The organism is Streptococcus mitis (assembly GCF_003942765.1).
Lineage (GTDB): Bacteria > Bacillota > Bacilli > Lactobacillales > Streptococcaceae > Streptococcus > Streptococcus mitis_BE.
Genome location: NZ_RJNW01000004.1, coordinates 227,363 through 241,362 on the forward strand (window position 1 = coordinate 227,363; position 14,000 = coordinate 241,362).

Below are 14,000 nucleotides of genomic sequence, written 5' to 3' on the forward strand. Positions count from 1 at the left end.
AGATTGTAATTTTCCATTCAAATTGACAAAGAAAAAAACGAACGAGACTCGCTTTCTATCACGAAAGCTAAATCTCATTCGTAAAAATTATATTACCAAGTCTGATTTATCCATTCATTGAAACGTGAACGTGATCATAGTGATTTTCTGTCACGCTACCACGGTCTGGCATTGGGTTCCAAGTATTAGCTGGTCCATATTTGCTATCGAATGGAGCATAGAAACGTTGTTTCCAGATGATGTAACTAATTCCACGGCTAGCCATGTTTTGAATAGCGTATTCCGCAATCTTATCCCCTAGTTCTGAGCTTTCTGGTACCATAAAGTCGATAGCCAAACCTTTTCCGTGATCTCCACTGTCTCCTGGACGGTAACCACTAAAGGATGTGATGCCAAACAAGTTGGCGATTTCTTCTTTAAAGGCAGCTGTTTGTGGTTGAAGGCCTGCATTTTCAGATTTCGCTACCGCCAGTCCAGCATAATCGGGCGCTGCTGGAGCTGCGTAAGTTGTTGCAACTGTTTTCTTCTCTTCTGGTTGATAAGTAGAAACTACTGTTGTAGCATCATTTGATGAGACTTCTTTTGCTTCTTCTGAACTTGTTGCAGTTGTTTCTGTTGTTTTTTCTTCTACTGGAGTTGTAGTTTCTTCCACTGTTGAAACAGCTTGAGGGCTGGCTTGTGTTTCCTCTTTCTCAGCTGGAATTGTTGCCTGAGGAGTTGCCTCTGCAACTGCATTGCTTGTTTCGGCTGTTTGCTCCTCTGACGTTGAAGTATTTGTAGATGGTGCTACTTCTTCTACAGTAGCAACTGTCTCTGCAACTTCTGAATTTGTTGCTACTTCTTTTGTACTTGTAGTTTCTACCGCTTTTGGCGCTTCTGCAATCGGTTGAGAAAGGTCTGCAACCTGAACAGTTTGATCATCAACCGTCACTTGATTGGTTGTCAAATCTGCTGTCGCAGTTGTCACTTCTTCACTAGAATCTGCTTGAGGTGTTTGGATTTCAACTTCTGTTACTTCTTCAGATTCATTGACAGTCGTTGTCAAAACAGTTTCTGGGAAAATCAAGTCCATATTAGTGATTTTATTCAAATTCGCAAGAACTGTGACATCTACACCCAAGGCTTCTGCAATGGTGCTCAAGGTATCACCATACTGAACGGTATAACTTGTTTTGTTATCCGTTTTAGTCAAATCATTTTGGATTTGCTCAACACTACGTGCAGTCCAAAGAACTTCTTCTGCTTGAGTTGCCAATACTGGGGCAAATGACAAGGCTACTGTTGAGGCTAATAATATTCTTTTCTTCATTCTTTCAAATTCCTTTCAAATGAGTACCTGTCTATCATAACACAAAAAATGCAGAAAAAAAGCCCTCTCGGGCCTATTTAATAAAACTGTCTATTCCTTGTAACAAACTCTGTTACTTGAAATAGTTTGTTAGGTCTCTGTCACAAAACTGACACAGTCTTATCGTTCCCAATCCCCAAAAATGCAAGGAATATCTGCTAACTCTTGAATCCTGTGATTGCCTCCATAAGACGACTCTAAAAAATTAATGCTCTGAATACCACTATTCTGGGCAAATTCCACATCCAGAGTCCGATCCCCTATATAATAGGTCTTCTCAGAATCCAACTGATACTTGCCTAACAGATAGGTAGCCGCTTCTGAACTTGGCTTCCGCGCAAAGCCACTCTGACTTGTTAAAATCTCTGTAAAATAAGATTCCAAACCCAAGTCTCTTAGAATGGTAAAAGCATTATCTCCTTTATGAGTGTAGACAAACTGTTGAATTCCTACTTGGTCTGCCCAAGACAACACTTCACGCGCACCTGGCATCAAAACTACCTGAGCATTCTTCTCAGCCAGACTCTGGGCACGGACTTGATTGAGCACTTCCACATCCAGATTTCTATCTTCTGCTACCCGCACAAGCAAATCTTGCACCGAATACTTGAGGATATACTCTCTCACCTGCTCCTTATCATAAGGAATAGAAAATTGAGCATAGGTCTCCTCAATCCCTGACAAAATCGCTTCATAAGAGTCCAATAAAGTCCCGTCTAAATCCCAAATAAAAGCTGTTTTTTGCATTTCCTATCCTTTCAAGCTCATATAACGCTGGTAACGGTAACGTAGAAATAAGCAACGAAAACCATTATCCAAAAGGGTTCCGGCCCAAATACCGGGCAAGCCCCAACCAAGCACAATCCCCATTAGATATCCTGTTCCAATGCGGATACACCACATTCCTATACTTGTCGCATAAAAGGGAAGCCGAGCATTGCCCAAACCCTGCCAGACTGCCGTATAGATGACTGTTCCTGTCGTCATAGGGGTTCCAAGTAGTGAAAACAGTGTCACTAGAACACTAGCCTCAACCGCTAGAGGATCTGTCGTATAGAGATGAGTTAATGGCACACCCAAGGCATAGATACTAAAGGTCAAAGGCAACATGAGAATCAGAGAAAGCCAAAAGGTTTGCTTGCTCAAACTAGCTACTCTTTCCCAATTATCCTCTCCAACTGCTCGAGCTACCAGCATGACCGTTGCCGTAGCAACTCCAAAAGCAGGCATGTAGTTAAACTGGGTCAAAACTTCTCCGACCGCATTTCCCGCCACTGCCTCTGTCCCGAAAGACACAACCAAGGCAATGATAACGACATCACCAGCCCGCATCATAAGCCGCTCTCCAGCTGCTGGAAAAGCTAAGGTCAATAGTTCCTTATCTAAACCAAAAGTCGGTTTCTCAAAAGGTAACTTTAATTGTGACCATAAAATCACAAGACCTACCAAACGAGACAGAATTGTCCCCCAAGCAACACCCGCTATCCCCATATCCAGAACAAAAATAGCTAGACTTGAAAAAAGAATATTCAAGGCATTGGATAAAAAACTAACATAGAGAGGCAGACGTGGATTATGCGTTGCACGAATCAAGGCACCCAGACTGGTCATCAAGCCCAAAAGAACAATCGATCCGCCTACCAAGGATAGGTAGAGTCCACCACTCTCAGCTACATCTCTCTCCGTCCCCAAAAATCCTATCATCTCTTTCCCAGCGAAGATGGACAAAAATCCTAAAAGGAAACTTAATAGTAAGGTAATCTTCAAGGACTCAGTCACATGATAGGCTAGCATAGATTGATCCTTCTGCCCCAAACTTTTTGAAATAACACTGGAAATAGCAGCTCCCAGAGCGATGAAAATCGCCTGGTAAATCGTGATAATATTGCCAGCTACTGATACACCCGAAATAGCTATTAAGCCCAAGTGGGCTACCAGATAACTGTCCACCATCCCCATGAGCATCTGCAAAAAGTTTTCGCCCATAGCTGGTAAGGCAATATTAAGAATGTCTTTATTTTTCTTAAACAATCCTTCCTCCTGATGAAAAGAAACTCAGTTGGTTTCCCAACCGAGTTTACTCCCTCTGTCTTAAAGTCCTAGATAAGCCTCAACCGCTACTTGCATGTCTGTTGCTGCAACAGTTGTCTTATGACGAACAGGAGCTGTTTCAAGCCCGTCAACTGCTGGCGGCACTGCCACTCCTGAAATATCATGTAATTGAGCCAAGGCTTCAAAGTCGCCAAGACCTGATTTTCCAGTTACAGCTTCTACTGCAACCACTGGGAACTTGTATGGACTCGCTGTTGAAGCAATCACTGTCTTAGTCACATCGCCAGTAGCCGCTTGGTATTTCTTATAAACTGCCGAGGCAACCGCCGTATGTGGATCCTCGATATAAGAATCTGACTCATAAACACGCTTGATTTCTGCTGCCGTTTCTTCCTCAGTCGCATATTCAGCTGCAAAGAGATTAAGAATCTCTGCATCAAAGTCTGTCAACTCATATTGTCCTTGCTTGTTCAAGGCATTCATGAGTTCAGCTGTTTTAACCGCATCATTACCTAAAAGATGGAAAATCAAACGCTCCAAGTTTGAAGATACCAAAATATCCATAGATGGGCTAGTTGTTACCTTAAACTCACGCTTCTTATCGTAAACACGTGTCTTGAAGAAGTCTGTCAAAACATTGTTGTCATTTGAAGCACAGATCAATTTACCAACTGGTAAGCCGATTTGTTTGGCATAAAAGGCAGCCAAGATATTTCCAAAGTTTCCTGTTGGTACTGTGAAGTTGACCTTATCACCAGCCACAATCTCACCAGACTTAACCAATTGAGCGTAGGCATAAACATAATAAACAATCTGTGGTACCAAACGACCAATATTCATAGAGTTTGCTGATGAAAATTGCAGTTTATTGGTAGCCAACTTTTCACGAAGGGCCACATCGTTAAACATATGCTTCACATTTGTTTGGGCATCATCAAAGTTACCATCAATAGCGATAACATGAGTATTGTCGCCAGTCTGAGTGGTCATTTGCAACTCTTGAACCTTACTGACACCATCCTTTGGATAAAAGACGATAATCTCAGTACCAGGGACATCTGCAAATCCTGCCATAGCAGCTTTCCCCGTGTCGCCAGATGTCGCTGTCAAGATGACAATCTTATTTTCCAAACCATGTTTCTTAGCAGCAGTCGTCATAAAGTATGGCAAGATAGACAAGGCCATATCCTTAAAGGCAATGGTTGAACCATGAAACAGTTCCAAGTTGTATTGGCCGTCTAATTTCACCAAAGGCGCAATAGCTGGAGTATCAAATTTACTATCGTAGGCATTGTTGATACAGTAGTCCAACTCCTCAGCTGTAAAATCATCTAAAAATGCTGACAAAACAAGCTTCGCAACTTCCTGATAAGAAGCATCTTTCAATTTGTCAAAGTCCAAATCTACCTTTGGATAAGTAACCGGTGTAAATAAACCACCGTCCGTCGCCAAACCTTGCAAAATAGCTTGGCTAGCAGTTACTGTATTGTTGGCATCACGCGTTGATTGATAAACTAATGTCATTACTCTCTATCCTTTATCTATAGTCTCATCCATTATATCATGATTTTTCAGAAAATTCTCCTTTTACAAGAGAAATTATAGGCTCAATTCTTCTTTCAAAGGCTGTAAGTAGGTCATTTCTTGCATATTTCTCATCTCCAGTCCTTCCTCGGCTAGCAGTAGTAAGTCTTTGGAAATTTCAATAATCGCAGTTTCTTCCTCATCTGTAAGCTTCTTCTTAGAAAATTGTCGTCTTAAAAACTTATAATTTCGCCCAAATTCTTTAAAGAAAGGTGCTGCTTCTAAGTAAGCTTCTAACTTATCTAAATTAACCAATAATCCCAAGTGAAAAGCTGCTGAAGCGAAGGTTCTATCTAGAGGTTGAGTACACACACTACGAAACTCAACTGTTCCGCGAGTCGTTAAGTCTTGGTACTGATAACTACGATGTGTTCCAAAATCCTTCTCTTGAGGATAAATAATAATCTCATCCCCATTAAGTGCATATGCTTGGATTTCAGGTGTAGCCAAATAGTCACTTGCCTGAATGGGATAAAAATAATAGGTTTGTTCATCACGTTCCGCAGTAAAAATTGCAGAATGATCTAGATAATCAAAAAAATCATCCTCATCTTTAAAGAGTCTAGCATTGACCCCGACGTTTTCTGGATAGATGCCATGCATCGATTCTTCCCAGAAAATATCCCTTGAAATTTTCGTATCCCAATCCTCACCTGAAAACTCAGAATTGGCAAATAAATAAGCCTTAACTGCTTCAATTTGGGTAAAAGCATTAATCACTCGTAAGTAGTTAGGCTTTGAAACATCCAACTGTACCTGACTCCCACAGATAAACGCTCCGTATTCAGGGAAATGATGTAAGTCTGATTTAGCAACATTTCTACTCATATTCAAATAATCCATCAACATCTGATAGCGTGGATAAGCCACTGGACAATTCTCATTTTTATCCCAGTTAGGATGAATACCGCAGCCAACGATAGCATGATTTGATTCAGCTAACTTCTTCTGGATTGCTCCCATATAAATACTAAAACGTTCTTCAACTTCTTGTATCGTTTCAGACTTACCAAATGCAAACTCAATCGTAGTATAGGAAACTTCAAATAAAATAGCATCCTGACTTACTGGCTCCACTAACTGAATAGGAGTCCCAAAATCATCAACCTTTTCTACAGTTAAATCCAAAGCAGAAACTAAATATCGGAATAAGTGCTTGATAACTTCAACATCTGTAGCATCCCCTTCCAAGTTTACAACAGGATATTCCAGCTCAATCCCAACAAACAATTCAGGATTTTCTTTAATATTTTTTAAATACCGATGTTTTAATAAATCGATAGAACGAGACATACTTCCCTACACTTTCATAATCTAAATAAAATTTGAATAACTACTATTATACCAAAAATAATATAAAAAGGAACGAAGATATACCACGTTCCTTAACTCTATACTATACCGGCGGCCGGGGTCGAACCGGCACGTCCTTGCGGACACTGGATTTTGAGTTCTATGAATACATTTTTTAACTCTTATAACCTTGATTTAATAGGGTTTTAGGACTTTTGAATCTTGCAAAATAGACTCGTTTTTCAAATTTTAGTAACTTTTTGGTAACTGAAGATAAATCTCAATTTGGTTTATTTAGTCAGCCTTTTCCCAAAAGAGCGCAAATTGTATTGCCAAGTCTGCGATTCGGTCCTTACTATCTAAGTCCGAATGACTAGATAAGGTTCTGATATCCCATTTTTCTTCCGAGAGGTGGTCTGCTGCGTAGAAGAAATGGCAGAGCTCAAAGCCCCGAAAAGCTGCTAAAGCTGCCACTGCAGAGCACTCCATATCGACGCAGATGGCTCCTGCTTCCATTCGTCGCTTCATCTTGTCGATGGTTTCCCGATAGGGAGCATCGGTCGTCCACACTTTTCCTTTCTGATAGGAAACCTTGTGACTATCCAGAAAAGCTTGGAAGAGAGGAAGGCTTCCCTTATTTACTTCCACTTCATCACTAGCCGGAAGATAGTGGTAGCTGGTCCCTTCGTCTCTAAGAGCTGCTGTTGGAATGATGATGGAGGTCGCCTCAATATCTTGGTCCAAAACCCCACAGGTCCCAAAGAGCACTAGTTTTTCCATCCCAAATTGAATCAAATCCTCTATAATCCCTACACAGGAAGCAGCCCCAACTGGTGCATTAAAGACAGCAATCTGTTGGTCTTCAATCGTAATCCCATAGACTAAGACTTCAAAGTTGGAAATGGAAGTTCTTGTAATGACCTCATGTTCATAATTTTCAAGGAGACGCGCAAAAGTTACTCTTGAAAAGCAAGAGATGACTACTTTGGGAAATCCTTCAATTGGTTCGTGTCGGTCTTGTGGGTTGATAATCGCCTGTCGATTGGCATCAAATTCTTCTAAAATCATCTGATATATCTCTTTCATTTAAATTATTGTTCTATATTATACCACAATTATATTATAGATATCTTTTTAAACCCACAAAAATAAAATTCCATTGAAAAACACCCATTGTAAATTCCGAGAATACATTTGAAATAAAAAAGAATGCTGATAATTCAACATTCTTTCTAAGTATTATTTGCAAAAAACAAGATATTTTGTCTGTTTAGCTACCAAAAAGATACCAATAGACTTTTTTATTTCTATCGTCTTTAATACTTTATATTCCGTTCGACAAACTGGGAGCTGTCTTTCCGTTGTTATCAAGAAAGACTCAATTTATCTATATTTTTCCAATCTCAATAACCCTTCTTCGTCCGGAAGAGTAATCCCATTCTTATAATTATATCCCATCTTCAAATAAAAAGGAGTTGCAGTTATAGAAGCTGGAATTTCTACTCTTTTTGCCCGAAGGAAAAATTCATCTTTCTCAAGTGTTTCAATAATCAGTCGCCCCACACCTTTTCCTTGATAATCCGGTAGTACAAAAATAGTGAAAAGACTACTTTCATCTTCTTTATCCCAATATGGTCCTATCGCACCACACCCAACAATCTTTTCAGCATCACATACCACATAAAAATGCATCCAGTTAGCTCTTTCTAAAATATTTTGTGGTTGCAAATTCTTTACATCATTTTCTATATACTCTAATGAATAATCTTTGATATTAGTAGTTCTTAAAGTTGTTACAACTAATTCCGACACTTTTTCTGCATCTTTAGGTTCAAATCTTCTCACAAACATCTTATTTTTCCTCTACACCTTCAAATTTGTCTTATTATACCATATTTATCCCTGTCACATAAAGCTATAACAGAAAAATATTACAATCTTGTAATTACTGTATTTCTATTAAGCTTAACTTTGCCTTTTCTCTTGATATAGTCTTCAATATCAAACACATTCTTTTTATCTAATTCTTCAAGCAACTTCTAATTGAGTAAATCCTGTTTCTAAGATGGGTGTTTTTTGGTTCTAAATCTATAGACATCAATCTGCATTAAAATAATCATAAACCTCTTTAAAGAGAGTTTGCAAGATTTCTTGCTCTTCTTCATCTAAATTATATTCAGAGACTAGCTCATCCATATAGTCAAATGCAGTGAAATGATTTTTTATCCCATGCATGACAATAGCAAACTTCAGATCATTTAGTTCTGTTTTATTAAACTCTTTTAATTTTTTCAAATCAATTTTAGTGATTGGATGCGGGACAACATCTAGAGTACTGTAAGTCGTTTTTCCTAATAAATAGTCGGTCGTGGTATCAAATAATTTTGCTAATTTGACAATCGCTTCTAAATTAGGCTCTAAAGTTCCGTTTTCCCAACGAGAATAAGTACCTTGTTGTACATCAATCATCTCAGAAACTTGTACCTGTGTTAACTTCTTACTCTTTCTCAGTTCCTTAAGACGATCTCCAAAAGAATTATTACTAAACATTGTATCCTCTTCAATATTCGATTCTGTATATTTTATCTTGACAAAATATTCTAAACGGTATAAAATAGAATTATTCCATAAGGAATATTTATTTTAAGATTAAATATTCCATTGAGAATATTATATCATAAAAGGAGGTAAAATCGTATGTAACTAATAGTTCGATTTAAAAAATTTTAATAAAGGAGGTAAGATTCGACAAAATAAAAAAATCTTGAAACAAATGTGCCGTTCGTTCCAAGATCAAAACATATTATGTAACATATTATACCACAGAAAACTCTTCAGTTGCACAAGAAAATTTCGGAGGTTTCACAAAAAGATGACCAATAAAGAGTTAGTCAATCAAATTTCTGGCCTAAACTCTACCTCTACTCTTAAAAATTGGATTCAACTGATTAAAGAGATAAGTGGCAAGGAATTTAAAAAAATTAAAATTCCTATCAGTAGAAATCCAAGAACTCATCAATTAAGTTATACAGTTGCCTATGACTTTACAAACGAAGACCTTAGACAATTTCAAAAGTTAGCTAACCTAAAACTTGAAATAGGTCTAAAAGAGGCTATACAAGCCGTATTTGGGAGCCTAGCAGACAATGAGCACGAATCCCTAAACCAAGTAATAGATGAGCTCTACGATGAACTGAGCGCCTTAAAACAGGAATTTAAGCGAGAAATACGACTGATAAGAAATGAGAATGCCAGTCTAAAAAAGAAAATCCAAGATATTGAAGAGTCGATGCAAACCGGCTTACTAGGGTTTGTTAACAAGAGGTCAAAAAATAGGTTCGGCTAATAGCGAGTTTTCGGCTGAGCCCTGAGGCAGAAAGCCGAAAATGAGCGTAGATGCGGACGGACCATTTTTGACCGATAGGGTGTGTAGTAACACCACCCTCTGCAAGTTAGGTGTACCATCGAAAGAATTCAGTATTCCCAAGGGTTTTGGAGATTTTAAGGGTGGCAAAATTAGGCAAAAAGTTGAATCAAAATCTATGGCAAAAAATGAGCATTTACGTTCTGTATTTGACTGGATTCAAATTCAGTTTGATAAGACTGAATTTTCGCCAAGAGAAATAATCGAAGACATCCTATTTCTTGACTTTGACCTATTTATTGAGAATAAGGGGAGCCTTAAATACTATAACTATGATAGCCAGCTTCATTATGGGAATATCCGTATCTACTATGGATCGAAAGAGTCGTCCTACATGCTTGTCATGTCAGGACAGGCACTCGAGTTCTATAGAGATATGGTATTAGATCCAAATAGTCTGTCCGAAAGACAGTTTCTGAACAACCTCTACTACAATTACAATCAATTTTCAGTAAGACGAATTGATATTGCAATAGATGATTTTAATGAAATACCCTATTTCACTCCTAATCAGCTTCTAAAGATTTGTCAGAAGAAACGCTTTCTATATGGGAAAAGCACCTACTACAATACCTACGGAGATGAAACAATCGGCCAGACCTTATATTTAAGAAAACCCAATGATGATGAAAGACTTAGAATTTACGATAAACGCTTAGAACGAGCTGAGAAGCTCGGTATCAGCAAGCGGTATATAGAAAATTGGATAAGAACTGAGTTAGAACTTAGGAAAGAAAAAGCTCACTACTTCATTCAAGAATGGCTGCATTCAGAAATAGATCCTCTCAACTTTACCAAGGGATATCTTAAAGAAAAAGTGAGGTTCTATAGTGATAGCCATTTCTCAAAACCTTTGAGATCTTGGGAAAAGTTTTTAGGTCACTCAAAACCTGTCTCTATCATTATTTCAAAACCAAAAACAGAACTAGAACAAAAATTAGAATGGTTTACCTATAAAGGTTCTGGAGCTATTCTAAAAGCGTATAAATTTCTATACGACAATAACTTACTACATGAGTATGAGAAGTCTAACTATCTCGCACTCAACAATATGGAATATCCACCAGATTTAGCAAGTGGATTAATAGAAAGGGCAATTCTCTTTAAAAGAGAAGATTTGATCCCTATAATCAAAGAAAATATCAAAAGGAGAAATTAATTATGGCAAAAATGCTTTCACAAAATGACTGGAATTTTAATAACATTGGAACAAAATTTGAATTGGATGAAGTCATTCCAAAATTTGAAACGGAAGTCCGAGCAGATGCAAACGGAGAAATTATCAAAAACCGAGATGGTAGTGAAAGACGTTTTAATACCGATAAAATCATTGGTTGGAAATATAATGTAACAATCAAGGATGGACAATTCAAAAAGAAATCAACCCAAGTCTCAGTAGACAATCCAGATGCCTTGGTTGATAATGACTATATCCAAGCAATGGATGAAGTACCAGTTACATTTGACAATTTACAAGCTACTATGATTAGTTCAACGATGTATTACAAGGCGGATGCAATCCATTTAGTAGATGTAAAACAAAAATAAGTATAAGACAAGGGGAGTTAATCCTCCCCTTACTTAATCTAATTAGAAAAGGAGATCACATGATTAAAACTGTAACAAAAGATGACCTTATCGAACTTGGCTTTGCTCCAGGAACTGCAAGAAAGATTATCCATACCGGCAAGGTACTATTAGTGAATCGTGGTTTTAACATCTACGATAACAAGCGGATTGGTACAATTCCAGCCAGTGTCGCTGAAGAACTATTAGGAATTGAACTCCAGAAAGAAGCATAATGAATGACTATTCGTAAAACCAAAAGTGGTAAATGGACCGTTGATGTTTCTAATGGTTTCCATCCCGTCACACAGAAAAGAATACGTATCATTCGAAAAGGATTAAAATCTAAAAAGGAAGCCCTAGAACTAGAACAACATATTAGAGTTGTAGAATTAAAAGAAAAACAATTTGACTTTGTAGTAACAACAGATATGTTATTCCAGTTGCTTGAAGAAGACGATTTGAAAAATGGCAGAAAAATAAGCTATACAAGTACACAAAGAAACAATTATGAGCGTCATATTAAGCCATACTTTAAAAATACAAATTTAAATAAATTAACATATGACCATATATTTGAATTTCGTGAATACCTAAAAACAAAGCCTAAAAAACAAAATGAAAATGGAACTTTAAGTTATAATACAATTAATAAAATCCTAATTCTACTTAAGAAAATTTTTGATACTGGTATAAGAAAATCTCTCATTGATAAAAATCCTGTTGAGAATCTAAGAAAATTGCCAATTAGTAAGCCTAATTTAAAATTTTGGAGTATAGAAGAATTCACCAAATTTAGAGAGCTTATCCGAGAGGATGAAATAAGCTATGATCTGTTTTTCGTAATTGCTTTCTTTACTGGGATGAGAATGGGAGAAATACTCGCATTAAACTGGAATGATATTAATTTTTTAACTAATACGATTTACGTTACCAAGACGGTATACTTTGTCAATAATACAAGCTACATTAATACAACAAAAACACGATCAGGAACTAGAAATATTACTATTAATCAGAAATTAGCAGAAATGCTAAAAGATTGGAAAGTAAAACAAAAAGAAAAACTTGAAGAGTTTACGAAAAATACTGATGAACTCCAAATCATACAAAGTACCCCGATAACAATTACTAAAAATATGATCGATAAGAAATTCAAGCAAATACTAGAAAGGGATAATGATTTAAAGAAAATAAGAATACATGATTTGAGGCACTCACATGCATCATTACTTATAAATCAAGGAGAAGATTATCTCGTTGTTAAAGAAAGATTAGGTCATGCATCTATAACTACAACAATAGATACATATTCTCATTTATACCCAAGCAAGCAGAAAAAATTAGCTAATAAACTTGACGATTTATTTTAAAATGGAAAAAATTGGTAACTCAACATACAAAAGAGAAAAAAAGACAAGGTCCGAAAACCTTGTCTTTTCTACTATACCGGCGGCCGGGGTCGAACCGGCACGTCCTTGCGGACACTGGATTTTGAGTCCAGCGCGTCTGCCAATTCCGCCACGCCGGCAAATAGTAACTGGGGTAGCTGGATTCGAACCAACGCATGAGGGAGTCAAAGTCCCTTGCCTTACCGCTTGGCTATACCCCAATAATATAAAATAGGCGAGTGATGGGGATCGAACCCACGCATGCCAGAGCCACAATCTGGTGTGTTAACCACTTCACCACACCCGCCATAATTCTATTAACACGGGCAGTAGGAATTGAACCCACACTGAAGGTTTTGGAGACCTTAGTTCTACCTTTAAACTATGCCCGTAACTAAAATAATGGAAGGGGAGGGATTCGAACCCCCGAACCCGAAGGAGCGGATTTACAGTCCGCCGCGTTTAGCCTCTTCGCTACCCTTCCGAAAAATAGATAATGGCGCGAGACGGAATCGAACCGCCGACACATGGAGCTTCAATCCATTGCTCTACCAACTGAGCTACCGAGCCTTATTGCGGGAGCAGGATTTGAACCTACGACCTTCGGGTTATGAGCCCGACGAGCTACCGAGCTGCTCCATCCCGCGTTATTACAAAAGGAGGATGTGGGATTCGAACCCACGCACGCTTTTACACGCCTGACGGTTTTCAAGACCGTTCCCTTCAGCCGGACTTGGGTAATCCTCCAAAATAGTCCGTACGGGATTCGAACCCGTGTTACCGCCGTGAAAAGGCGGTGTCTTAACCCCTTGACCAACGGACCAAACTTTATATGGGCACGAGTGGACTCGAACCACCGACCTCACGCTTATCAGGCGTGCGCTCTAACCACCTGAGCTACGCGCCCAAGTTAAAAAACTTGGTAATTGAACAAAGTTCAAAGCGGGTGACGAGAATCGAACTCGCGACAACAGCTTGGAAGGCTGTAGTTTTACCACTAAACTACACCCGCTTAAATGGGAGTTAACGGGATCGAACCGCTGACCCTCTGCTTGTAAGGCAGATGCTCTCCCAGCTGAGCTAAACTCCCTAGAGCTAAGCGACTTCCATATCTCACAGGGGGCAACCCCCAACTACTTCCGGCGTTCTAGGGCTTAACTTCTGTGTTCGGCATGGGTACAGGTGTATCTCCTAGGCTATCGTCACTTAACTCTGAGTAATACCTACTCAAAATTGAATATCTATTCAAACCAAGAAAACCTCTCGCTTTCATATTCTCAGTTACTTTGGATAAGTCCTCGAGCTATTAGTATTAGTCCGCTACATGTGTCGCCACACTTCC

13 protein-coding genes, 12 tRNA genes, 1 rRNA gene and 1 pseudogene are annotated in these 14,000 nt (G+C 38.4%); 5 read left to right on the plus strand and 22 right to left on the minus strand.

What is annotated here, in order from left to right:
* Positions 1–106: 106 nt before the first annotated feature.
* From D8849_RS07725 to D8849_RS07760, 9 genes and pseudogenes are all read right to left on the minus strand, one after another.
* Positions 107–1,309 (minus strand): LysM peptidoglycan-binding domain-containing protein, encoded by a 1,203-nt coding sequence (locus D8849_RS07725; RefSeq protein ID WP_125386679.1) that lies wholly within the window; start codon positions 1,307–1,309, stop codon positions 107–109.
* 159 nt (positions 1,310–1,468) lie between these two features.
* Entirely contained in the window at positions 1,469–2,095 is a 627-nt protein-coding gene (locus tag D8849_RS07730) for an HAD family hydrolase (protein WP_125386680.1), read from the minus strand.
* A 3-nt stretch (positions 2,096–2,098) separates the two neighbouring features.
* Positions 2,099–3,379, minus strand: a complete 1,281-nt coding sequence (locus tag D8849_RS07735) for an MATE family efflux transporter (RefSeq protein WP_125386681.1) — start codon at positions 3,377–3,379, stop codon at positions 2,099–2,101.
* 60 nt (positions 3,380–3,439) lie between these two features.
* A complete protein-coding gene (thrC, locus tag D8849_RS07740; RefSeq protein ID WP_125386682.1) occupies positions 3,440–4,924 on the minus strand; it encodes a threonine synthase in 1,485 nt (494 codons plus the stop codon).
* A 75-nt stretch (positions 4,925–4,999) separates the two neighbouring features.
* On the minus strand, positions 5,000–6,277 hold the full coding sequence (locus D8849_RS07745; protein ID WP_125386683.1) for a glutamate-cysteine ligase family protein: 1,278 nt from the start codon (positions 6,275–6,277) through the stop codon (positions 5,000–5,002).
* Between the two features lie 294 nt (positions 6,278–6,571).
* Positions 6,572–7,345, minus strand: coding sequence for a nucleoside phosphorylase (locus D8849_RS07750; protein WP_125386684.1), 774 nt, complete (start codon positions 7,343–7,345; stop codon positions 6,572–6,574).
* A 315-nt stretch (positions 7,346–7,660) separates the two neighbouring features.
* Positions 7,661–8,128 carry a GNAT family N-acetyltransferase gene (locus D8849_RS07755; protein ID WP_048788724.1) on the minus strand — a complete coding sequence of 156 codons (468 nt, stop codon included), beginning with the start codon at positions 8,126–8,128 and terminating at the stop codon, positions 7,661–7,663.
* Positions 8,129–8,208: 80 nt separating this feature from the next.
* A pseudogene (locus tag D8849_RS10545) lies at positions 8,209–8,316 on the minus strand (conjugal transfer protein); the annotation flags it as partial.
* Between the two features lie 58 nt (positions 8,317–8,374).
* Positions 8,375–8,827, minus strand: coding sequence for a helix-turn-helix domain-containing protein (locus tag D8849_RS07760; RefSeq protein WP_125386685.1), 453 nt, complete (start codon positions 8,825–8,827; stop codon positions 8,375–8,377).
* 322 nt (positions 8,828–9,149) lie between these two features.
* On the opposite strand from D8849_RS07760, the gene D8849_RS07765 reads away from it, so the two are divergent.
* From D8849_RS07765 to D8849_RS07785, 5 genes are read left to right on the plus strand one after another with little or no spacing between them, the layout of a single operon-like run.
* Positions 9,150–9,623, plus strand: coding sequence for a hypothetical protein (locus D8849_RS07765; protein ID WP_125386686.1), 474 nt, complete (start codon positions 9,150–9,152; stop codon positions 9,621–9,623).
* A 40-nt stretch (positions 9,624–9,663) separates the two neighbouring features.
* Complete coding sequence (locus D8849_RS07770; protein ID WP_125386687.1) at positions 9,664–10,860, plus strand: replication initiation factor domain-containing protein; 1,197 nt, start codon at positions 9,664–9,666, stop codon at positions 10,858–10,860.
* Between the two features lie 2 nt (positions 10,861–10,862).
* The gene (locus tag D8849_RS07775; RefSeq protein ID WP_061853401.1) at positions 10,863–11,249 is read left to right on the plus strand and encodes a hypothetical protein; all 387 of its coding nucleotides are present in this window, start codon (positions 10,863–10,865) and stop codon (positions 11,247–11,249) included.
* Positions 11,250–11,308: 59 nt separating this feature from the next.
* Positions 11,309–11,503, plus strand: coding sequence for a DUF3173 domain-containing protein (locus D8849_RS07780; RefSeq protein ID WP_021144813.1), 195 nt, complete (start codon positions 11,309–11,311; stop codon positions 11,501–11,503).
* Positions 11,504–11,506: 3 nt separating this feature from the next.
* Positions 11,507–12,640 (plus strand): tyrosine-type recombinase/integrase, encoded by a 1,134-nt coding sequence (locus D8849_RS07785; protein ID WP_125386688.1) that lies wholly within the window; start codon positions 11,507–11,509, stop codon positions 12,638–12,640.
* Between the two features lie 74 nt (positions 12,641–12,714).
* Here the strand turns inward: D8849_RS07785 and D8849_RS07790 are convergent.
* The 13 genes from D8849_RS07790 to rrf all read right to left on the minus strand — a co-directional run bounded on the left by D8849_RS07790 (position 12,715) and on the right by rrf (position 13,868).
* Positions 12,715–12,798, minus strand: a tRNA-Leu gene (locus D8849_RS07790).
* Between the two features lie 9 nt (positions 12,799–12,807).
* Positions 12,808–12,879, minus strand: a tRNA-Gln gene (locus D8849_RS07795).
* Positions 12,880–12,892: 13 nt separating this feature from the next.
* Positions 12,893–12,965 (minus strand) — tRNA-His (locus D8849_RS07800).
* A 14-nt stretch (positions 12,966–12,979) separates the two neighbouring features.
* Positions 12,980–13,050, minus strand: a tRNA-Trp gene (locus D8849_RS07805).
* Between the two features lie 11 nt (positions 13,051–13,061).
* Positions 13,062–13,142, minus strand: a tRNA-Tyr gene (locus tag D8849_RS07810).
* A gap of 13 nt (positions 13,143–13,155) precedes the next feature.
* A tRNA-Phe gene (locus D8849_RS07815) sits at positions 13,156–13,228 on the minus strand.
* A 3-nt stretch (positions 13,229–13,231) separates the two neighbouring features.
* Positions 13,232–13,305 (minus strand) — tRNA-Met (locus D8849_RS07820).
* Between the two features lie 10 nt (positions 13,306–13,315).
* Positions 13,316–13,405, minus strand: a tRNA-Ser gene (locus D8849_RS07825).
* Between the two features lie 4 nt (positions 13,406–13,409).
* Positions 13,410–13,481 (minus strand) — tRNA-Glu (locus D8849_RS07830).
* A gap of 10 nt (positions 13,482–13,491) precedes the next feature.
* Positions 13,492–13,565: transfer RNA gene (locus D8849_RS07835), tRNA-Ile, on the minus strand.
* A 34-nt stretch (positions 13,566–13,599) separates the two neighbouring features.
* Positions 13,600–13,670 (minus strand) — tRNA-Gly (locus tag D8849_RS07840).
* A 5-nt stretch (positions 13,671–13,675) separates the two neighbouring features.
* Positions 13,676–13,748 (minus strand) — tRNA-Val (locus D8849_RS07845).
* 4 nt (positions 13,749–13,752) lie between these two features.
* Positions 13,753–13,868, minus strand: a 5S ribosomal RNA gene (rrf, locus tag D8849_RS07850).
* Positions 13,869–14,000 lie beyond the last annotated feature (132 nt).